This is a genomic window from Ancylobacter sp., from assembly GCF_965229075.1.
Classification (GTDB): Bacteria; Pseudomonadota; Alphaproteobacteria; order Rhizobiales; family Xanthobacteraceae; genus Ancylobacter.
Map to the genome: position 1 here is coordinate 1,829,518 of NZ_CBDDIO010000002.1, position 20,644 is coordinate 1,850,161.

The 20,644-nt window shown below is 66.9% G+C and carries 16 protein-coding genes; 6 read left to right on the forward strand and 10 right to left on the reverse strand.

The genetic code is table 11. The features are described from left to right. Positions 1–60: 60 nt before the first annotated feature. The 5 genes from odhB to zapE all read right to left on the reverse strand — a co-directional run bounded on the left by odhB (position 61) and on the right by zapE (position 7,827). Entirely contained in the window at positions 61–1,293 is a 1,233-nt protein-coding gene (gene odhB / locus ACO07Z_RS14580) for a 2-oxoglutarate dehydrogenase complex dihydrolipoyllysine-residue succinyltransferase (protein ID WP_421699360.1), read from the reverse strand. A 77-nt stretch (positions 1,294–1,370) separates the two neighbouring features. Then, positions 1,371–4,352: a 2-oxoglutarate dehydrogenase E1 component gene (locus ACO07Z_RS14585; RefSeq protein ID WP_421699361.1), complete on the reverse strand. Its 2,982-nt coding sequence runs from the start codon at positions 4,350–4,352 to the stop codon at positions 1,371–1,373. A gap of 325 nt (positions 4,353–4,677) precedes the next feature. Next, positions 4,678–5,643, reverse strand: coding sequence for a malate dehydrogenase (gene mdh / locus ACO07Z_RS14590; protein ID WP_421699362.1), 966 nt, complete (start codon positions 5,641–5,643; stop codon positions 4,678–4,680). 176 nt (positions 5,644–5,819) lie between these two features. Continuing rightward, on the reverse strand, positions 5,820–6,539 hold the full coding sequence (locus ACO07Z_RS14595; protein ID WP_421699363.1) for a DUF1003 domain-containing protein: 720 nt from the start codon (positions 6,537–6,539) through the stop codon (positions 5,820–5,822). 67 nt (positions 6,540–6,606) lie between these two features. Continuing rightward, complete coding sequence (gene zapE / locus ACO07Z_RS14600; RefSeq protein ID WP_421699364.1) at positions 6,607–7,827, reverse strand: cell division protein ZapE; 1,221 nt, start codon at positions 7,825–7,827, stop codon at positions 6,607–6,609. A 233-nt stretch (positions 7,828–8,060) separates the two neighbouring features. Here zapE and ACO07Z_RS14605 point away from each other — a divergent pair, with 233 nt between their 5' ends. The 4 genes from ACO07Z_RS14605 to ACO07Z_RS14620 all read left to right on the forward strand — a co-directional run bounded on the left by ACO07Z_RS14605 (position 8,061) and on the right by ACO07Z_RS14620 (position 13,217). Continuing rightward, entirely contained in the window at positions 8,061–8,933 is an 873-nt protein-coding gene (locus ACO07Z_RS14605; RefSeq protein ID WP_421699365.1) for a trypsin-like peptidase domain-containing protein, read from the forward strand. Positions 8,934–9,155: 222 nt separating this feature from the next. Further along, on the forward strand, positions 9,156–9,818 hold the full coding sequence (locus ACO07Z_RS14610) for a GNAT family N-acetyltransferase (RefSeq protein WP_421699366.1): 663 nt from the start codon (positions 9,156–9,158) through the stop codon (positions 9,816–9,818). Between the two features lie 184 nt (positions 9,819–10,002). Next, positions 10,003–12,483 (forward strand): DUF3772 domain-containing protein, encoded by a 2,481-nt coding sequence (locus tag ACO07Z_RS14615; RefSeq protein ID WP_421699367.1) that lies wholly within the window; start codon positions 10,003–10,005, stop codon positions 12,481–12,483. A 113-nt stretch (positions 12,484–12,596) separates the two neighbouring features. Beyond that, positions 12,597–13,217 (forward strand): CAP domain-containing protein, encoded by a 621-nt coding sequence (locus tag ACO07Z_RS14620; RefSeq protein WP_421699368.1) that lies wholly within the window; start codon positions 12,597–12,599, stop codon positions 13,215–13,217. 3 nt (positions 13,218–13,220) lie between these two features. On the opposite strand, the gene ACO07Z_RS14625 is transcribed toward ACO07Z_RS14620, so the two are convergent. Continuing rightward, the gene (locus ACO07Z_RS14625; protein WP_421699369.1) at positions 13,221–14,348 is read right to left on the reverse strand and encodes a CobW family GTP-binding protein; all 1,128 of its coding nucleotides are present in this window, start codon (positions 14,346–14,348) and stop codon (positions 13,221–13,223) included. A 55-nt stretch (positions 14,349–14,403) separates the two neighbouring features. Further along, a complete protein-coding gene (locus ACO07Z_RS14630) occupies positions 14,404–15,792 on the reverse strand; it encodes a D-alanyl-D-alanine carboxypeptidase family protein (RefSeq protein WP_421699370.1) in 1,389 nt (462 codons plus the stop codon). 195 nt (positions 15,793–15,987) lie between these two features. Between ACO07Z_RS14630 and hisE the strand changes: the two genes are divergently transcribed. Together hisE and ACO07Z_RS14640 are read left to right on the forward strand one after the other, a co-directional pair. Continuing rightward, entirely contained in the window at positions 15,988–16,437 is a 450-nt protein-coding gene (gene hisE / locus ACO07Z_RS14635) for a phosphoribosyl-ATP diphosphatase (protein ID WP_421699371.1), read from the forward strand. 45 nt (positions 16,438–16,482) lie between these two features. Then, the gene (locus ACO07Z_RS14640) at positions 16,483–17,064 is read left to right on the forward strand and encodes a YqaA family protein (RefSeq protein ID WP_421699372.1); all 582 of its coding nucleotides are present in this window, start codon (positions 16,483–16,485) and stop codon (positions 17,062–17,064) included. Between the two features lie 6 nt (positions 17,065–17,070). On the opposite strand, the gene cysW is transcribed toward ACO07Z_RS14640, so the two are convergent. The 3 genes from cysW to ACO07Z_RS14655 all read right to left on the reverse strand — a co-directional run bounded on the left by cysW (position 17,071) and on the right by ACO07Z_RS14655 (position 19,968). After that, complete coding sequence (cysW, locus tag ACO07Z_RS14645; RefSeq protein WP_421699373.1) at positions 17,071–17,907, reverse strand: sulfate ABC transporter permease subunit CysW; 837 nt, start codon at positions 17,905–17,907, stop codon at positions 17,071–17,073. Then, complete coding sequence (gene cysT, locus ACO07Z_RS14650; protein WP_421700827.1) at positions 17,904–18,713, reverse strand: sulfate ABC transporter permease subunit CysT; 810 nt, start codon at positions 18,711–18,713, stop codon at positions 17,904–17,906. The genes cysW and cysT overlap by 4 nt, the downstream gene beginning before the upstream one ends. A 232-nt stretch (positions 18,714–18,945) precedes the next feature. Then, positions 18,946–19,968 carry a sulfate ABC transporter substrate-binding protein gene (locus ACO07Z_RS14655; RefSeq protein ID WP_421699374.1) on the reverse strand — a complete coding sequence of 341 codons (1,023 nt, stop codon included), beginning with the start codon at positions 19,966–19,968 and terminating at the stop codon, positions 18,946–18,948. Between the last annotated feature and the right edge of the window lie 676 nt (positions 19,969–20,644).

Genomic DNA, 20,644 nt, shown 5'->3' on the forward strand with positions numbered 1-20,644 from the left:
ACCCGTTGAGGGGAGCGGCCGGACCGGACCGGCCGCTCGGAAGAAGAAGGCGACGACCGATCACAGATCCAGCACGAGGCGGGTCGGGTCTTCGAGGGCTTCCTTGACGCGGACGAGGAAGGTCACCGCGCCCTTGCCATCGACGATGCGGTGATCATAGCTCAGCGCCAGATACATCATCGGGCGGGCGACGATCTGGCCCTTCACCACCACGGGGCGCTCTTCGATGCGATGCATGCCGAGAATGCCCGACTGCGGAGCGTTGAGGATCGGGGTCGACATCAGCGAGCCGTAAATGCCGCCATTGGTGATGGTGAACGTGCCGCCCTGCATGTCCTCGATGCCGAGCTTGCCGTCGCGCGCCTTGCGGCCGAGGCCGGCAATGGCCTTCTCGATGCCGGCCACGGAAAGCTGGTCGGCGTCGCGCACCACGGGAACCACCAGCCCCTTGTCGGTGCCGACGGCGATGCCGATGTGGTAGTAGTTCTTATAGACCAGATCGGTGCCGTCGATCTCGGCATTGACCTCGGGCACGTCCTTCAACGCCTGGATCACCGCCTTGGTGAAGAAGCCCATGAAGCCCAGCTTCACGCCGTGCTTCTTCTCGAACACGTCCTTGTACTGGGCGCGAAGGCTCATCACCGCCGACATGTCGACATCGTTGAAGGTGGTGAGCATCGCCGCCGTGTCCTGCGCGTCCTTGAGACGGCGGGCGATGGTCTGGCGCAGCTTGGTCATCTTCACGCGCTCTTCGCGTGCGGCGTCATCCGGCGCGGAGGGCGCGCGCGGGGCGGCCGGGGCGCGGGCGGCGGTAGGCGCCGGCGCAGTGGCCAGAGCCGCGAGCATGTCACCCTTGGTCACGCGCGCATCCTTGCCGGTGCCGGCGAGCATGGCGGGGTTCAGCCCACTCTCCGCCGCCAGCTTGGCGACGGCCGGGCCGTTGGCGCCGGCCGGCGCGGCAGCCGGGGCCGGAGCTTCAGCCTTGGGCGCTTCCACCTTGGGGGCCTCGGCCTTGGGGGCTTCCGCCTTGGCGGGCGCTGCCTTGGCCGCGCCCGAGCCCTCGCCGATGGAGCCGAGCAGCGCGCCGACGCCGACGGTCTCGCCGTCCTTGGCGATGATCTCCGAGAGCACGCCGGCCGAGGGGGCGGGCACCTCGATCGTGACCTTGTCGGTCTCCAGCTCGACGATCGGCTCGTCGGCGGCGACGGTGTCGCCGGCCTTCTTGAACCACTTGCCGATCGTTGCCTCGGTGACCGATTCGCCCAACGTCGGAACGCGGATCTCGGTGGCCATGCTCGTTCTTCCTCACCGTTTGCCGGCTACGGGGCCGGCACTCCCTCGGGTCTTGCGAATGCGGGTCGTAGGTCGGTTCAGCCCAGAGCGTCCTGCAGGAACGCCTTGAGCTGCGCCAGATGCTTGGACATCAGCCCCGTCGCCGTGGCGGCGGAGGCCGGGCGTCCGGTGTAGCGCGGCCGCGACGAGGCGGAGCCGGCCTGTTCCAGCACCCATTCCAGATAGGGCTGCACGAAGGCCCAGGCGCCCTGGTTCTTCGGCTCCTCCTGGCACCAGACGATCTCGGCCTGCTTGAAGCGGCCGATCTCCTGCGCCAGCGTCTTGAGCGGGAAGGGGAAGAGCTGTTCGACGCGCAGCAGGTAGATGTCGTCGATGCCGCGGCGCTCGCGCTCCTCATAGAGGTCGTAATACACCTTGCCCGAGCACAGCACGACGCGGCGGATCTCGCTGTCGGCCTTCAGCTTCACCGCTTCCGCCGGCAGGCCGGCGGCGAAGTTGCGGTCGGCATCGTCCCACAGCACGCGGTGGAAGGTGGTCTGCGGCCCGAGTTCGGCCAGCGTCGAGACGGCGCGCTTGTGGCGCAGCAGGCTCTTCGGCGTCATCAGGATCAGCGGCTTGCGGAAGTCGCGCTTGAGCTGCCGGCGCAGGGCGTGGAAATAATTCGCCGGCGTCGTCAGGTTGGCGACCTGCATATTGTCCTCGGCGCACATCTGCAGATAGCGCTCCAGGCGGGCGGAGGAATGCTCCGGCCCTTGGCCCTCATAGCCGTGCGGCAGCAGGCAGACGAGGCCGGACATGCGCAGCCATTTGCGCTCGCCAGACGACAGGAACTGGTCGAAAATCACCTGCGCGCCATTGGCGAAGTCGCCGAACTGGGCTTCCCACATGGTCAGCGCGTTCGGCTCGGACAGCGAGTAGCCATATTCGAAGCCGAGCACGGCCTCTTCCGAGAGCATCGAGTTGATGACCTCGTAATGCGCCTGGCCCTCCCGCACATGGTTGAACGGGGTGTGACGCTCCTCGGTTTCCTGGTCGATCAGCACCGAATGGCGCTGCGAAAAGGTGCCGCGTTCGCAATCCTGGCCGGAGAGGCGCACCGGATGGCCTTCGAGCTGGAGCGAGGTGAAGGCGAGCGCCTCCGCCGTCGACCAGTCGATGCCGGCGCCGTCGTCGAGGATCGCCTTGCGGCGGGCATCGAGGAAGCGCTGGATGGTGCGGTGGACGTGGAAGCCTTCCGGCACGGTGGTGATGCGGTCACCGATCATGCGCAGTTCATCGAGGGCAACGCCGGTGACGCCGCGGCGCGGGTCGTCCTCGGCGGCAGCGGCCTTGAGGCCGGCCCAGCGGCCGTCGAGCCAGTCCGCCTTGTTCGGCTTATAGGCCTGGCCGGCTTCATATTCGATATCGAGCTTCGCGCGCCATTCCGCGCGCATGGCGTCGATCTCGCCCGGCGCGATGACGCCTTCGGCCTCCAGCTTGCGCGAATAGAGTTCCAGCGTGCTCGGGTGCTGCTTGATGAGCTTATACATCAGCGGCTGGGTGAAGGCCGGCTCGTCACCTTCATTGTGGCCGAAGCGGCGGTAGCAGAACATGTCCACCACCACCGGCTTGCGGAAGCGCTGGCGGAATTCGGTGGCGATCTTCGCGGCAAAGGTGACAGCTTCGGGGTCGTCGCCATTCACATGGAAAATCGGCGCCTCGATGGTCTTCGCCACATCCGACGGGTAGGGCGAGGAGCGCGAGAAGCGCGGATAGGTGGTGAAGCCGATCTGGTTGTTAATGATGAAGTGGATTGAGCCGCCGGTGCGGTGTCCCTTCAGCCCGGACAGGCCGAGGCATTCGGCCACCACGCCCTGACCGGCAAAGGCGGCGTCGCCATGCAGCAGCAGCGGCATCACCTGGGTGCGCTCGGCGTCGCGCAGCAGGTCCTGCTTGGCGCGTGCCTTGCCCAGCACCACGGGATCAACGATTTCGAGATGCGACGGGTTGGCGGTGAGTGACAGATGCACCTGGTTGCCGTCGAACTCGCGGTCCGACGAAGCGCCAAGGTGATACTTCACGTCGCCCGAACCCTCCACCTCGTCCGGAGCCCAGGAGCCGCCCTTGAACTCGTGGAACAGCGCGCGGTGGGGCTTGCCCATCACCTGCGTCAGCACGTTGAGGCGGCCGCGATGGGCCATGCCCAGCACGATCTCCTTCACGCCGAGATTGCCGCCGCGCTTGATGATCTGTTCCAGCGCCGGGATCAGGCTTTCGCCGCCGTCAAGGCCGAAGCGCTTGGTGCCGGTGTAGCGGACATCGAGGAACTTCTCGAAGCCCTCGGCTTCCACCAGCTTGTTGAGGATGGCGCGCTTGCCCTCGCGGGTGAAGGTGATTTCCTTGTCCGGCCCCTCGATGCGCTCCTGGATCCACGCCTTCTCCTCGGGAGAGGAGATGTGCATGAACTCGACGCCGAGCGTCGCGCAGTAGGTACGCTGGAGAATGGCGACCATCTGGCGGACGGTGGCGAATTCCATGCCCAGCACGTGGTCGATGAAGATCGGTCGGTCGAGATCGGCCTCGCGGAAGCCGTAGGAGACGGGGTCGAGCTCGGGCGCGGCGCGCACGGGCTCAAGACCCAGCGGGTCGAGCTTGGCGTGAAGATGACCGCGCATGCGATAGGCGCGGATCATCATCAACGCCTTGACGGAGTCGCGGGTGGCCTGCTGCACGTCGGCAGAGGACAACTCGACACCGGCCTTCTGCGCCTTCTCGGTCGCCTTGGCCTCGACCTTGCGGCCGATCGCCTTCTCCACCTCGATCCACTGACCGTCCATCGCCGAGACGAGTTCGCCATTGGCGTGGATCGGCCACCCCTCCTTCTTCCAGGAGGCGCCGCGGGCGCTCTTCTCGACATCGGCCGGAGCGTCCTTCAGCCCGGCGAAGAAAGCCTGCCATTCGGCATCCACCGAATTGGGGTCGGCTTCGAAGCGGGCATAGAGGTCCTCGATCCAGGCCGCATTGGCTCCGTAGAGGAAGGAGGTATTGAGGAAGGTCTCGTTCACGTCCGCGCGCGACATCGTCGGCTCCTGGGGGGACCGGGTCGGGTCCGTTGGCAGTACTTTCGTGCCGTAGATCGCCTGCGGGCGTTGCCCGGGGCTGACTGCGGCGCCCTGCAGGGCGGGGCGAAAGTCGTAGGCTCTATATAGCCCTCGTATTCACTTCGGGAATGCCGCAGGAATGCGGCACGGGAATGCGAAAACGCGGACCATCATTCACAAGCAATAACGGCACCGGCACTTGACGCGCCAGCGGCGGGGGCTTCCCGCCGCCTGGAAACGGCGAAATCGCCGTTCACGTCCTCGCGACGGGGCTGCGCGCCCCGCCGCAGGCCGCTGGAAAAGCTCACGCGCCGAGGCCGGGCGCGATCTTCTGGCATTCGGCGACGAGTTCCTTCACCGAGGCGATCGACTTGTCGAGCATGGCGCGCTCGTGTGCGTCGAGCTCGATCTCCACGACCCGTTCCACACCGTTGGCGCCGATGATGACCGGGACGCCGAGATAGAGGTCATCGATCCCGTACTGGCCGGTGAGATAGGCGGCGCAGGGCAGGAGACGCTTCTTGTCGCGCAGATAGGAGGTCGCCATCTCGATCGCCGAGGCCGCGGGCGCGTAGAAGGCCGAACCGGTCTTCAGCAGGTTGACGATCTCGCCGCCGCCCTTGCGGGTGCGGTCGACGATGGCGTCAACCTTGTCCTGGCTGGTCCAGCCCATCTTGACGAGGTCCGGCAGCGGGATGCCGGCGACGCCGGAATAGCGCACCAGCGGCACCATGTCGTCGCCATGGCCGCCAAGCACGAAGGCGGTGACGTCTTCCACCGACACGTTGAACTCGTCGGCGAGGAAATAGCGGAAGCGGGCGGAATCGAGCACGCCGGCCATGCCGACCACCTTGTGGGTGGGAAGGCCAGAGGCCTTCTGAAGCGCCCATACCATGGCGTCGAGCGGGTTGGTGACGCAGATGACGAAGGCGTCCGGCGCGAATTTGGCGATGCCGGCGCCGACCTGCTGCATGACCTTGAGATTGATGTCGAGAAGGTCGGAGCGGCTCATGCCCGGCTTGCGCGGCACGCCGGCGGTGACGATCACCACATCCGCGCCCTCGATCGCCTCATAGCCATTGGTGCCCACGAGCGTGGCGTCGAAGCCGAGGACCGGGGACGCTTCTGCGATGTCGAGGCTCTTGCCCTGCGGAATACCTTCCGCCACGTCGAACATGACGACGTCGCCGAGTTCCTTGAGGCCTGCAAGAAGGGCGAGAGTACCGCCGATCTGGCCGGCCCCGATCAGTGCAATCTTTGCTCGAGCCATGAGATTTCCTGACTTTCCGAGGGAAGGGTGCGGCGCTACGCCGCGCGGGTTCCGATAGACCTTATCGCCGTGTGGTTCAAGCGAGGATGGGCATCGGGGTAAATACGAGGGCTTAAGACTTTCGGACCAAGTAACTGGTATACGAAATACCTATCGGGGATGAGTCGGCAGCGGGTCTAATGTCGCCGGCTGGCGAGATCTTCCATGAGTTCAATCTGGATTGCCTGAATCTCCGCCAGCCGCTCCCATTGCCGGGTGAGCATGTGGTCGATCTTCTCGTGCAGATGGCGGATTTCCAGCTCGGCCTTGAGGTTGATGCGGTAATCATTCTCCGAGCGTTGCCGGTCTTTCTCCTCCTGACGCTTCTGGCTCATCATGATGACGGGCGCTTGAAGGGCGGCGATGCAGGACAGCACCAGATTGAGAAGAATGAACGGGTAAGGGTCGAAGGCACCCATCATCCCGGCGACGTTCAGCGCCATCCATATCATGATGAACACCATGAACGAGATGATGAAGGTCCAGCTGCCGCCGAAGGAGGCGATCGCGTCGGCCGCGCGCTCGCCGAAGGTGCGCCCGCTTTCGATCTCCTCCTCGATGTTCTCGGTCAAGATGTCGTTGGCGGCCAGGCTGGCGATGACATCGTGGTCGAGCTGGCTGAGGTCGCCGCGCTCCGCCTTCAGCGTGTCGGCGATATAGCCGGCGCGCTCCTTCGCCAGCGCCTTGCGGGAGATATAGGCGTCAGGGGCGATGTCGGGGTGAAGCGCACGAATGTGGTCGGCGAGGCCCGGCCGCAGCATATCGAGGCGCAGGCCGTCGCGTGCGGAAACCACATTGCCGGTGAGGGCGCAGGTGTGGTGCGCCGTTTCGTGGGATGTCTTGGGTCGGCGGCTCATGGGCGAGCGTCCGGATCAGGGCAGGGATGTGCGGCGTAACCCGCAGAGGTTCAGTGCCGTTCGCGTATCAGGTTTCGACCAGGCCGGTGGTGTTGCCGCTCGCCTGCGAGTCGCCACGGCCGTGCGGACGAGCAATGTAGTCCTCCGAGCGCATCTCGTGCAGGCGCGAGACCGTGCGCGCCCACTCAAAGGCTTCCGCCCCCTCAGTGCCGAGATAGAGCTGCTCGGGCTCGGCCTCGGCGGAGGCGACGACCTTCACGCCTTTCTCGTAGAATTCGTCTATCAGCGTGATGAAGCGCTTGGCCTCGTTGCGCCGGTCCTGGTCGAGGCGGGGAATGTGGTCGATGACGATGGTGTGATAGGTGCGCGCCAGCCGCAGATAATCCGACGCGCCGAGCGGCACGCCGCACAGATTGTCGAACGAAAACCGTGCCGCGCCGCCGCCTGCGCGCGGCACGGTGAGCGTGCGTCCACCCGAGGCCAGGCTGGCGGGAGCGCCGCCGTCGACGCCCGCCACGCGGTGCCAGACCTTGTCCATCTCGCGGTCGACCTCCGCCATGGTCTCGTGTGCGGCCGGCACATACCAAGTGCGCACGCCGCCGAGTTTTTCCATGCGGTAGTCGGTCGGCGATTCGATGCGCACCACTTCCATGTGCTCTTCGATCATGGCGATGAAGGGCAGGAACAGCGCGCGGTTGAGGCCGCCTTCATAGAGATCGTGCGGGGCGACATTGGAGGTGGCGACGATCACCACGCCAAGGTCGAACAGCTTCTCGAACAGCCGGCCGAGGATCATCGCATCGGCGATGTCGGTGACGTGGAACTCGTCAAAGCAGAGCAGCCACGCTTCTTCGTACAGCGCGGCGGCGACGATGGCGATGGGGTCGCCATCCTTGATGCGGCCCGCCTTCATGTCGGTGCGCACCTGAAAGATGCGGGCGTGCACATCGGCCATGAATTCGTGGAAATGCGCGCGGCGCTTGCGCTTGCGGACCGCCACGCTCTCATAGAACAGGTCGACGAGCATGGTCTTGCCGCGGCCGACCGCGCCGTGGATGTAGAGGCCGCGCACGCGGGGGATGCTGTCCTCGCGCCGCGCGAACAGCCAGCCGAGCGCCGAGGATTTGCGCGCGAGACGGCGGGAGGCGATACGCTGCTCCAGCGCCGCGAGTGCGCCGACCACCCGCGCCTGACCGGCATCGGGCGAGATGTCGCCGGCCGCCATGCGGGCGACATATCGCGCAGCGAGCACGGATCCACCCGCTTCCGCCGCCACCGTTTCCGCCATATCGGGCACCCCGCGATGTTGCGGCGCACGCTTAGCCTCCCAGGGGCGTTGCGGCAAGGGTCCCGCTGCGGCAGGATGAGACGGGCCTGGTTTAAGAGCGCCGCGCCCCGCCTCGTGCGCATGGCTGATCTGCGGGAACCAGATAGCGCGTCACAGCATTAACACCTTCGCGCCTTGACGCGGTCCCTCTCCCACCGTCACACTCGCAACTATGTGAAGAGGGCGAGGCCGAGATGGCGCGAGCGATGGGCGATCACGGGAAGGCGGCGGCCCTGTGCCTCGCTCTCTCGGCTTTGTGTGCAGCTGCCCCGGCCAAGGCCGGTCCGATCGAGAGCAAGAGCGCGGCGTCCGCCAGCCTACCGTCCTCCGCCATCATCATCGACAAGGACGACCGCCTCTCACGTGACGACTATGCCCGCAGCTTCGGCCTGACGCCGGCGGCCATGGCCTCGCGCTTCGGCGCCACCGGTCTGGTGCGCTGCGGCTCGGCGGTGGGAACTGGCCAACTCGTCGGGGCCAATAATGTGCTGGTGACTGCGGCGCATGTCCTGTTCGCACCCGGTGGCGAACCGCGCGGGCGGGGCGCAGCCTGCACTTTCGAGATCAACACGGCCGGCGGGCGTCAGAAAATCGAGGTCGATGTCGACAAGGTGGTGTGCGGCGCGCGTCAGCCCTACACCCAACCGGCGGTGAAAGACTGGGCGGTTGTGCCGCTCGCGGCGCCGGCCAAGGGCGTGAAGCCCTATATGCCGGCTACGATGCCGGTGCCGGGCGATATCGTACTGGCGGCGGCGGCACGCAGTGGCGGCGTCGAGAGTTATTCGCTGCAGAACTGTCAGGCCCGCAAGGTGACTGCAACCGCACCCGGTGGCCTGCGCGAAGTGGCCATCGACTGCGACGCCGAGGGTGGGGTGTCCGGTGCGGCAATCCTCTCGCCTGAGGGCGCCTTCCTGGGTGTCTATGTCGGCTTTCGCTCGGCCCATCCGGGCAAGGTCGGTCCCTTCTCGATGAGCCACTATAATTTCGGCCTGTCAGCCGAAGGCGGCCTGCGCGAGGCGATCGTCGACGTGGCGACGCGGGCCCAGAGCCTCAGCGCGAGCCGCTAACGCGGTCTGATCTCATCCCCCGGCCTTGGGGTGCGGGTGCTTACCGATGGCCTCGCTGCCGCTTGCGGAGTAGAGTGGTCCGTGTGCGCGACGGTCGCCGGCAATCGCGGCCTCGCTCGCGTCGCATGCAAGCCATGCAGATGCGGGAGTTGTCTCCTTGTGCGGTGCGCATATTTGTGTTGCGCCGCAATAAAGAACCGCGGTGCCGCCGAGGCCATGCCGATGACACTGCCCGTAAACGCTTCTTCCTCCGACCCTGCCGCCGAGCTCATGGCCGCGCGCGCGACGGCGTCTCATGGCGCTGAGCGCGTGGCTGGCCATATCCGCAAACTGGTCCCGGCGGAACGCAAGTTGATCCTGGCGCATCTGCTCCGCCTCGACCCGCTGAGCCGCTTCATGCGCTTCGGCGGCGTGGTGTCGGATGGCGCGCTGGCGCGCCATGCCACCCGCGTGGTGTCCGGCGATGCGAGCGCGGTGGGCTATTTCATCGACGGTGAGCTGCGGGCGCTCGCTGAGCTGCATCCGCTCGGCCGGCGTGCAGGCAAGCCGGCGGCGGCGGAGGCCGCGTTCAGCGTGGAGCGGCCTTGGCAGGGCAAGGGCATCGGCTCGGCGCTCATGCGCCATCTGGTTCTGCTGGCGCAGAATCGCGGCATCGAGGAATTGCAGGTGGTGTTCCTCCCCAATAATGGGCCGATGCGGAATCTCGCGGTCCACCATGCCGCCGATCTCCAGCTCGATGACGAGGAGATGGTGGGACGCATGCGCGCCCCGCGCGCCACCTTCTTCTCGCAGGCGCGCGAATTCATCGGCGATATCTTCGCCGTATTGTTCTCGGCCGCCGACCTGCAGGAGCGGATGTTGCCGCCGCATCTTCGCGGCAATTGAAGGCGGGCGTGGGCGCCGTCGTTGCAGCGCTCGCGTGGCGGCGGCTGCGCGGCCTTGACTTGGCCTTGATCGGGACTGAGACAGGTCGGCCACTGGCTCCAATTGTCCTGGCCCTATGTTTTCCAGCTATTCTCCCGTCCTCGCTTCTGCCACTGCGCGCCGCATCGCCGCTCCGCGCGCGGGCATGATTGCCCGGCCCGTCGTGCCGCTGATGGCGCGGCTGATGCTGGCCGCGCTCGTCGCTCTCGTCGTTTTGGTCGGCGCTGGCGCCGGCTTTGCGCAAATCCCGCCCGAACAGCAGCAGGTGCAGGAAAAGCTGGAAGGCCAACGCGCCATTGTCGACGGCGTGGAGGCGGCGCTCGGGCGTGACGGACTGCGCTCCATCGATCTCGACGATCTCCGCGCCCGGCTCGACCCGGTGCGGGCGGACCTTGCCACCGGCGTCGCCGCGCTGGACCCGCTGCTGGCCAATCTGAACCACCGCGTGAAGGAGATTGGGCCCAAGCCCGCCGACGACGCTCCGGCCGAAAGCGCCTCCATCACCGCCGAGCGCGACGCGCTCTCCGCCCGCGCGGCCGAACTTGATGCCGTGCTCAAACAGGCCAAGCTGTTGAAGGTGCGCGCCGACCAGCTGTCGGATCGCATCACCAGCCGGCGGCGGGCGCTGTTCACCGATCAATTGCTCGCCCGGTCCTACAGTGTGCTCGACCCCTCGCTCTGGCTGGCGGCGGCGGCGGCGGTACCGATTGAACTGCGTGGGATCAACTATCTCCTCAGTGATTGGGCGGCCTATGCCAATGCCCGCATGCAGCCGATCGGCCAGATCGCCATCGGCTTCGGCTCCATGCTTATCGTCGGGCTGATCTTCTTTGCACGCAGCGTGCTGGCGCGTCCGATTCGACGCGCGGAACTCGGGGTGGACGGGGCGCCGATCTCACGGCTGCGGGCGTGCAGCCTGTCGGCGCTGGTCGCCATTCTGCGCATGGCAGCAGGGCCGCTGGCCGCCACCGCCGTTCTGGCCCTGCTGAACGGGTTTGACCTTCTGCCGCTCCGCGTGAATGAAATCGCGCAGGGGCTTCTGCTCGCCATCTCCATCGTCGCCATCGGCGTCGGCCTGCTCGACGGGGCGCTGGCGCCGCGCGAGCCGCAGCGCCGCGTCGTGCCGCTGTCGAATGAAATCGCCGGCCTGATCTTCCGCTTTGCCTCGATCGGCTTGTGGATTTTGGCGGTCGCGGTGACGCTGGGCGCCTTCCACCGCGCTCTGGTGGTTCCGGTGCCGCTTTCGGTCGCGACCAGTGCCGCCATGTCGCTCTGCCTCGTGCTGGTCGCCTCGCGCAGCATGCGGGCGCTGAACGCGCTTTCCGGCGATGGCGACGAGGATGTCGCCGACGCCAAGGCAGGGGCCGCCAAGGAGGCCACCATCTCGACGGCGGATGCCGGCGAAGCGCCATCGACCTCGGTGCTCAACTGGATCAAGTTTCCCTTCTGGATCCTGAACCTCACCGTCGTCGGCGCGCTGGTGATCGGCTATGTAAGCTTCGCGAGCTTCCTGTCGTCGCGGGCGTTGATCGCCGTCGTGATGGCGGGCACGCTCTATCTCGTGGTCGCCCTGATCAACTCGCTGTTCATCGATGCACTGGCGACCGGCCCGCGCGCCCGCCATGCCGCGAAGCTGATCGGCGTGCGGCCGGCAAGCCTCGAACTTCTCGCCGTGCTGACGGCGGGCCTTTTGAAGGCGGTGGCGATCATCGGTATCGTCATCCTCACGGTCGGGACCTTCGGCACCTCCACCTCCGATCTCGCCGATATTGCGAGCCGTGTCACGCTCGGCTTTACCATCGGCAATTCGACGGTCGCCATCGGCGATATTCTGAGCGCGCTGCTCTTCCTGGCGGTCGGCATCGTCATCGCCCGCGCCATCCAGCGCTGGTTCGCGGTGGCGATCCTGCCGAAGACCGCGTTCGACCAGGGTCTGCAGAACTCCATCGCCACCATCATCGGCTATATCGGCTCCATCACCGTCATCGCGATGGCGATGGGCCAGTTGGGGTTGAACCTTGAGAACATCGCCCTCGTCGCCGGTGCGCTCTCGGTTGGCATCGGCTTTGGCCTCCAGTCTATCGTGTCGAATTTCGTCTCCGGCCTGATCCTGCTTGCCGAACGGCCGATCCGGGTCGGCGACACCATCGCGGTGAAGGGCGAGGAAGGCTATGTGCGCCGCATCAGTGTACGCGCCACCGAGATCGAGACCTTCGATCGTGCGGCGGTGCTGATCCCCAATTCCGACCTCATCACCGGCATGGTGAAGAACTTCACCCACGCCAACACCACTGGGCGGGTGATCGTCGCCGTCAACGTCGCCTATGATACGGATGCCGACGAGGTGCGCGACATTCTGATCGGCTGCGCCTGCGACCACCCCCAGGTGCTGCGCTCGCCGCCGCCGCGCGTGTTCCTGATGGCATTCGGCGACAGCTATCTCAAATTCGAGCTGCGCTGCGTGGTGGCCAATGTCGACTATGCGCTGACGGTGAAGAGCGATCTGCATTTCGCCGTGCTCGACCGGCTGAAGACGGCGAAGATCGGTATTCCCTACACGCCCTGGAGCATCTATCGCGGCGGGCGGATCGGGGAGGAGCCGGCGGCCGGGGATGACGGCGCCTGATCATTCTGGTGACCGGCCCGAGCGCCGGCGTGCGCGTTAGCGATTGGTTTACCGATCCGGGCGGATCAATCGTGCCCGGAATTCCTGTCTCCGCTCCTGCCTGAGAGTGTCGCATGTCCTTGCCGCTGAAGCGCCTCGCCGCCCTCCTGCTGGTGCCCCTCCTGCTGGCGGCCTGCGCCGCCGGCCCCACCACCGTGCCGGTGGACGAGACCTTCTATGCCAATATCGCCAAAGGCGGTGCGCTCGATTCGCAGGCGGCGGCCAACCTGATCAGCGACTATCGGCGCGGGCGCGGCCTGCCGGCGGTGACGATCGACCCGGTGTTGATGACGGTGGCCGAACGGCAGGCCAAGGCGATGGCGGCGGCGGACCAGCTCTCGCACAATATCGGCGGTCGTGGTCTCACCACGCGGCTCAAGGCGGCCGGCTTCAGCGGGCTGAGGGCGGCGGAGAATGTCGGCGCCGGCTATCACACGCTGGCGGAGGCATTCTCGGGCTGGCGCGACTCGCCCTCCCACAACAAGAACATGCTGCTGCCGGGCGCGACCCGGCTCGGCATTGCCGCCGTGCGGTCGCCGCGCAGCAAATACAGCGTCTACTGGGCGATGGTGATCGCGGTGCCCGATCCGAAGGCGGAGGCCGCCGAGGCGGCGCCGGCCGGCGCGACGGCGGCAGCTCCGGCACCCGGTGGCACGCAGGTTCTGCTCAACGGCGCGGCGATTTCCGGCCAGTAGGGCTCAGCGCCTGAGCGTTGCCGGCGCGAGCGGGTTGTCGGTCATCGCGACGCGGTCGGGCCGGTCGACCGCGGGAAGGCCCATGAAGGCGTCGAACAGCCGACGGATCACCGCCGGCTCGACATCGCGCACGATCATCACCAGCCGTGTGCGGCGGTCGTCGTCCGGCCAGGCGGGAAGCTGGCTCGGCGGGTGCAGCACATGCTGCACGCCATGCAGCACGAGGGGGTGATCGGGGTCCTCCGCGAGCTTCACGATGCCCTTGAGCCGCAGCAGCTTCGGCCCATGCGTGCCGCGCACCAGTTCCAGGAACATGTCGATCGCCGCCGCCGAGACCGGGGCTTCTGTCGCCACCGTGAAGGCGCGGATGCGCTCGTCGTGACGGTTCTCATCATGGGCGTGGGCGCGTGAGGCTTCCTCCGCGGCCAGGATCGCCTCATCCGCCAGCCAGCGCGAAACGTCGGGGATTTTCGTCGCGGGATCGTAGAGGCCAGCGCCGAACAGGGCCTCGGGTGTCGCCTGCCCCTTGGCGGCGTCGAGCACCGGCGCGCCGGGCGCAAGGCGGGCGAGGCGTTGGCGCAGCGCGGCGAGGTCCTGCTCGCGCGCCGGCGTGTCGATGAGGTCGGTCTTGGTGAGCACGATGCGGTCGGAGATCGCCGCTTGCCTCACGGATTCCGGGTGGGCGTCAAGCGTGCCGAGGCCGTTCACGGCGTCGACGACGGTGACGACGCCATCCAGCCGGAAGCGCATGACCAGATAGGGATGCATCATCAGCACATGCAGGATCGGCGCCGGGTCGGCGAGGCCGGTGGTTTCGATCACCACGCGGTGAAACGGCGGGATGGCGCCATTGTCCATCCGCCGCAGCAATTGCTCCAGCCCCTCCGAAAGGTCGCCACGAATGGTGCAGCACAGGCAACCCGAAGCCAGCAGCACGGTGGCGTCGTCGAAATGCTGCACCAGCAGATGATCGAGCCCGATCTCGCCGAACTCATTGATCAGCACGGCGGTATCGGCCATGCCGGGCTGCTGGAGCAGGGCGTTCAGCAGCGTCGTCTTGCCGGCGCCGAGAAAGCCGGTGAGCAGCGTGACCGGAATCGGTTCCGGCGGAAGACGGGTGGCCTCGCTCATGGGCGACATCCTGTTCGGGCGCGCCGCGGTCACGCGAGGCTGGGCGGCGCCAATGCTATTGCGGCGGAGGAGGGGCGAGGTCCATCGGCGCCGGTGCGGGCGCCGGCTTCGCGGCGGGTTTCGCCGCCGGCTTGGTCGCTGCCGGCTTGGCCGCGGGCTTCGCGTCGGAGGCCTGCGCCGTTGCGGGCTTCGGCTTGGGCTTGGGTTTCGGCGCGGCGGGGGCCGAGGGATCGGCCGGGTCGATGATCGCCGTCGTCTGCCCCTTCTTATCGCCGGGCTTCTTCGCGGTCGCGGGCTTTTTCGGGGCGGGCGGCGGCGGATAGGCGGCAGCGAGCGCCTCGGCGCTGGGGAAGGGGCCGACCCACACCTCGACCGGCGGCATGGAAGGCGGCAGCTTCTGCAGAAGGCTGGCGCCGGTCACGTTCTCGCCCAGCTGGGCCATGCCGGCGGCGACGAAGCCGGTGGGAGCCGGGCCGCTGTCATCATCGGCCTCAGAGGCGGTGTTCTTGCGCTGCCCGCCGCAGACCTGCGCGCGCATGTCGGCCGGCGGGCCGGATTCATTGCGCAGCGTCTCTACTGACGGCGCGATCGAACCGAAAATATTGCCGGATTGCTGGAAGCCGCGTTCCAGCAGCAGGGCCGCCTCTTCCGTGCGGGCCTTGCCCGACTCGGTGCCAAGAACGACCGCGAGGAGATGACGGTTGCCGCGCGTGGCGCTGGCGACGAGATTGAAACCGGAGGCGCAGATGAAGCCGGTCTTCATGCCGTCGGCGCCGGGATAGCGGTCGATCAGCTTGTTGTAGCTGCGGATCACCGCCGGGCCGATCTTGATCGCCGGAATGCGGAACAGGTCGGCGTGTTCCGGGAAATTGAGGAAAATGGCGCGGGCGAGAATGGCGAGGTCGCGCGCGGTGGAGACCTGTCCCGGGTCCGGCAGGCCGTTGGGATTGGCGTAATGGGTGCCTGTCATGCCGAGCTCGGCGGCGGTGGCGTTCATCTCGTCGATGAAACCGGGGAGCGAGCCGCCCACGCCCTCGGCGAGAACCACGGCCATGTCGTTGGCCGACTTCACCAGCATCATCTTCAGCGCGTTGTCGACCGTCACCTGAGTGCCGACCTTGAAGCCCATCTTGGACGGCTTCTGCGCCGCGGCGTTCTCCGAGACGGTGATCAGCGTTTCCGGCGTCAGCCGGCCCGCCCGCAGCGCCTTGAAGGTGACATAGGCCGTCATCAGCTTGGTGATGGAGGCGGGATACCACGGCTTGGTCGCGTCTTCCGCCAGCAGCACCTTGCCGCTTTCCACGTCGATCACCAGCGAGGGCGTCGCCTGCGCCGCCACCGGGGCAATCAGCAGCGGTGCCAGCAGCAGGAGAGCCAGCAGCGGGGCCGGGCGGCGCCCGGCGCGGTGGGTAAGGCGGGGGCGGAACAGGGAAAGGTTCAGCACGCTTCCAGTATCCGTTTCACGATGAGAGCGACGGCGCGCACGGCAGGACCGGCCAGCCTGAAAGGCTTTGCGCCCCTTCAATAACCCGATCGCTGCCGCGGCGCAAAAGGCAAAGCCGGGCGGGCGATCACAGCGGCGCCAGCCGGGCGCGTTTCTGCCGCGAAGCCTTCATGTAATTGGCTCTACAATCGACGAATGAGTGATTCGATACGCCGCCTGTATGCCGCCGTGGTCGCCACGCGAAAGGGGAGCAACCCTTCGCCGCGCACCGCGAAATTGTTGCGCAAGGGGCGGGCGGCGATGGCCAAGAAGGTGGCCGAAGAGGCCGTCGAGGTCGCTCTGGATGGCGTCATCGGCGACCGTGCCGCCACGGTGCGCGAGAGCGCCGACCTGATCTATAATCTCGTCGTGCTGTGGGCCGAACTCGGCATCGAGCCGGAGGACGTGTGGGCGGAAATGCGCCGGCGCGAGAAGCTGCTGGGAATGGCCGAGAAGATTCCCAAACGCCGGTCAGGATCCGGCAAGGATTCGCCGCTATTCGAAGGCAGTGCGGGCACGGCCGGGCCGATGCTCTGGGACCTTGCCGACGGTGCCGGTGCCGTCCCGCGTCCCGACCTTCCGCGCCGGCGGCCCTCATCATCCTAGTACCGCGCTGCGGCGCTCCCTTAGTCTCTTTCCGTCAGGCCTCCCATGCTGCGCCGTCTTTATCAGTGGGTGATCGACCTCGCCGAGCGTCCCTCCGCGCCCTGGGCGCTGGCCGGGGTTTCCTTCGCCGAAAGCTCGTTTTTCCCAGTGCCGCCGGATGTGATGCTGGTGCCGATGTGCCTAGCGCGGCCCGCGCGCGCCTGGTGGTACGCCACCGTGTGCACGCTCGCCTCAGTGGTCGGCGGTCTGTTCGGCTACGCGATCGGCGCGCTGCTCTATGACTCGCTTGGCCTGTTTCTCATCCAGCTCTATGGCTATGGCGCCAAGGTGGACGCCTTCACCGAAGCGTATCAGCGCTACGGCCACTGGATCATCCTTATCAAGGGACTGACCCCGATCCCCTATAAGGTGGTGACTATCACCTCGGGCTTCGCCCATTACAGCCTGTTCTGGTTCGTCGTGCTCTCAGTCGTCACCCGCGGCCTGCGTTTCTTCATGGTGGCGGGCCTGCTTTACTGGATCGGGCCGAGCGCGCGCACCTTCATTGAGGAACGGCTGGGGCTGGTGACGGCGGCCTTCGCCGTTCTGGTCGTGGGCGGTGTTCTGGCGGCGGTGTATCTGTTCTGAGCGCGTTCAATGCCCTCCGCCGCTGCGGCCGAGGCGCGCTTCCAGCACGGTCTTGGCCAGCAGGGTGACGATGGCGAGCAGGGCCAGCAGCGAGGCGACGGCGAAGGACGCCTGGAACTGGTACTCGTTGTAGAGGATCTCGACCTGCAGCGGGATGGTGTTGGTCTCGCCGCGCACATGGCCGGACACGACGGACACGGCGCCGAACTCGCCCATGGCGCGGGCGTTGCACAGCAAGACGCCGTAGAGCAGCGCCCATTTGATATTGGGCAGGGTAACGCGCGAGAACACCCGCAAGCCGCCGGCTCCCAGGGTAACGGCCGCTTCCTCCTCCGTCGTACCCTGTTCCTGCATCAGCGGAATCAGCTCCCGCGCGACGAAGGGGAAGGTGACGAAAATCGTCGCCAGCGTGATGCCCGGCCAGGAAAAGATGATCTTCCAGCCATTGTCGATCAGCCACGGGCCGAAATAGCCCTGCGCGCCGAACAGCAGCACAAAGACGAGGCCCGCCACCACGGGCGAAACCGAAAAAGGCAGGTCGATCAGTGAGATGAGCAGGTTCTTGCCGCGGAATTCGAACTTGGTGATCGCCCAGGCCATGACAAGGCCCATCACCGTGTTGGCGGTCAGCGAGAGGGCGGTCACGAGCAGCGTGAGGCGGATCGCCGCCAGCGCGTCGGGTTCCACCAGCGCGGCGAGATAGGCGTCCCAGCCCTTGGTGAAGGCCTGGGCGAAGACGGCGATCAGGGGGAGCACGATGAGCAGGCCGACGACGCCAATCGCCAGCCCGATCACCAGAGCCTTGACCAGCGCGGGCTCGTCACGGACGGGTGAGGTGCTCATGCCAGCCTCCCGGTGCGGCTCTGCGACCAGCGCTGCAAGCCATTGACGACGAACAGCAAAAGGAAGGAGGCCACCAGCATCGTCGCCGCGATCGCGGTGGCGTCGGCGTAGCGGAATTCTTCCAGCCGTATGACGATGAGCAGCGGCGCGATTTCCGACACATTGGGCAGGTTGCCGGCGATGAAGATCACCGAGCCATATTCGCCGACCGCGCGGGCGAAGGCGAGGGCGAAGCCGGTGAGGAAGGCCGGCAGCACCGCCGGGGCGATGACGCGGCGGATCGTGGTCCAGCGCCCGGCGCCGAGCGTGGCGGCGGCTTCCTCCAGATCGTGGTCGAGGTCTTCCAGCACCGGCTGGACCGTGCGCACCACGAAGGGCAAGCCTATGAAAATCAACGCGATCAATATGCCGAGCGGCGTGAACGCGACCTTGATGCCGAAGGGCACCAGCAGGCCGCCGACCCACCCATTCTCGGCATAGAGCGTGGTCAGCGCGATGCCGGCCACCGCCGTGGGCAGGGCGAAGGGAATGTCGATCAGCGCGTCGAGCACGCGCCTTCCCGGGAAGTCGTAGCGCACCAGCGCCCAGACGATGAGCGCGCCCAGCACGATGTTGATGCTCGCCGCCGCGAGCGAGAGCCCGAAGGAAATCTTCAGCGCATTCAATGTTCTAGGAGCGGTGAGAATGGCGAGGATCCGGTCCGGCGACAGTTCCGCCGTCTTCAGGAACAGCGCCGCCAGCGGGATGAGCACCACCAGCGACAGCCAGAGCAGGGTCAGCCCCAGCGTGAGGCCGAAGCCGGGGATGACGCCCTGCGCCCGTGGCGCGGCGGGGGGCGGGGCGGTGCCGACAAGGGTGGTTCGGTCCAGCGTCGTCTCGCTCAAGGCGGTGCTCCGGGAGGGGTGGTCACGGCGAAGGCCGCGCCTTGCGGCACGGCCCGGAGAGGGGTCGAAAGCGGTGGCCGATGAGGCCGATGAGGTGGACGATGGGGCCGATCGGACCGATGAGCCCGACGCCGACCGGCCCCGCCGGCCCGCCTCAGTTGGAATAAATCTGGTCGAACACGCCGCCATCGGAGAAGTGGGTCTTCTGCGCCTTGCGCCAGCCGCCGAAGGCCGGGTCGTCAATCGTCACCAGTTCCACCTTGGGGAAGACGTTCGCATAGGCCTTGGCGACCTCGGGGTCGCGCGGGCGATAGAAGTTCTCCGCCGCCAGCTTCTGGCCTTCCTTGGAGTAGAGCAGCTTCAGATAGGCCTCGGCGACTTCGCGGGTGCCCTTGCGCTCGACATTCTTGTCGACCACCGCCACCGGCGGCTCGGCGAGGATGGACAGCGAGGGCACGACGATGTCGAACTTGTCGTCGCCGAATTCCTTCTTCGACAGGAAGGCCTCGTTCTCCCAGGCGAGCAGCACGTCGCCGACGCCGCGCTCGGTGAAGGTGACGGTGGAGCCGCGCGCGCCGGTGTCCAGCACCGGGACGTGCTTGTAGATCTCGCCGACGAAGGCCTTGGCCTTTTCCGCGTCGCCGCCATTCTGTTTCAGCGCATAGGCCCAGGCGGCGAGGTAGTTCCAGCGCGCGCCGCCCGAGGTCTTCGGGTTGGGGGTGATGACCTGCACGCCCGGCTTCACCAGGTCGTTCCAGTCCTTGATGCCCTTCGGGTTGCCCTTGCGCACCAGGAACACGATGGTCGAGGTGTAAGGCGAGGCGTTGTCCGGCAGGCGCTTCTGCCAGTCCTGCGCCAGGAAGCCCTTATCGGCGATGGCGTCGATGTCATAGGCCAATGCCAGGGTGACGACATCGGCCTCCAGCCCGTCGATCACCGAGCGCGCCTGCTTGCCGGAACCGCCATGCGAGGTCTTGATCTCGACGCTCTTGCCGGTGTCCGCCTTGTAGCGCTCGGCGAACAGCTTGTTGAACTGGGAATAGAGCTCGCGGGTGGGGTCGTAGGACACGTTGAGCAGCGTCACGTCGGCGGCACGCACCGGCGGGCTGTAGGCGAGCGGCGCCGCCAGGGCGGCCACGAGCGCGGCGATGGCCGCGGGCCTGAAATGAAACGACATGGGCAATCTCCCCCGGCAGCGCGGTGGCGCTGGTGAATGTGATGGGGAGAGGTTTCCACAGGGAGGGGCCGGGGTCAATATTAATTCTACCGAATTAATAGGAAATAGTGGAAATTTACGCCGGGCCGATGGGGTTCCCCAGGTGGAGCGTTGGCGGAGGACGGCGGGCGGCGGGGCAAAGGTTGCCACCCCCGCCTTGATGGCCCCTCACGGCCTCATGCGCGGGCTTGACCGAGCACCCAGGCGGGGCGTGGCGGGCGGGGGCTGGAACCGCCCAATATCGCGCCTGTCGGGCGACGTGGGAAGGCTGGGTCCCCGGGTCAAGCCCGGGGATGAGGGGGGAGGGATGCGGCGCGCGCGGTGCTGGGCGGCGCGGGAAGGCTGGGTCCCCGGGTCAAGCCCGGGCATGAGGGGGTAGGGATGCGGCGCGTGCGGTGTCGTGGGGATGAGGTGGCAGGGAAGTGGTTCGCGCGGAGCTATTGGGGAGCATGGGCGGGCTGGGGTGGTCCTCCCGCTGCATCAGGCTGCTGGGCCGCTTTCGCCTCCCTCATGCCCGGGCTTGACCCGGGCACCCAGGGGCTGGGCGCTGAGAGAGCGGATATCGCGGTGCCGAGCGGTGCGGGACGGCTGGGTCCCCGGGTCGAGCCCGGGGATGAGGGGACGTGAAATCGGCGCG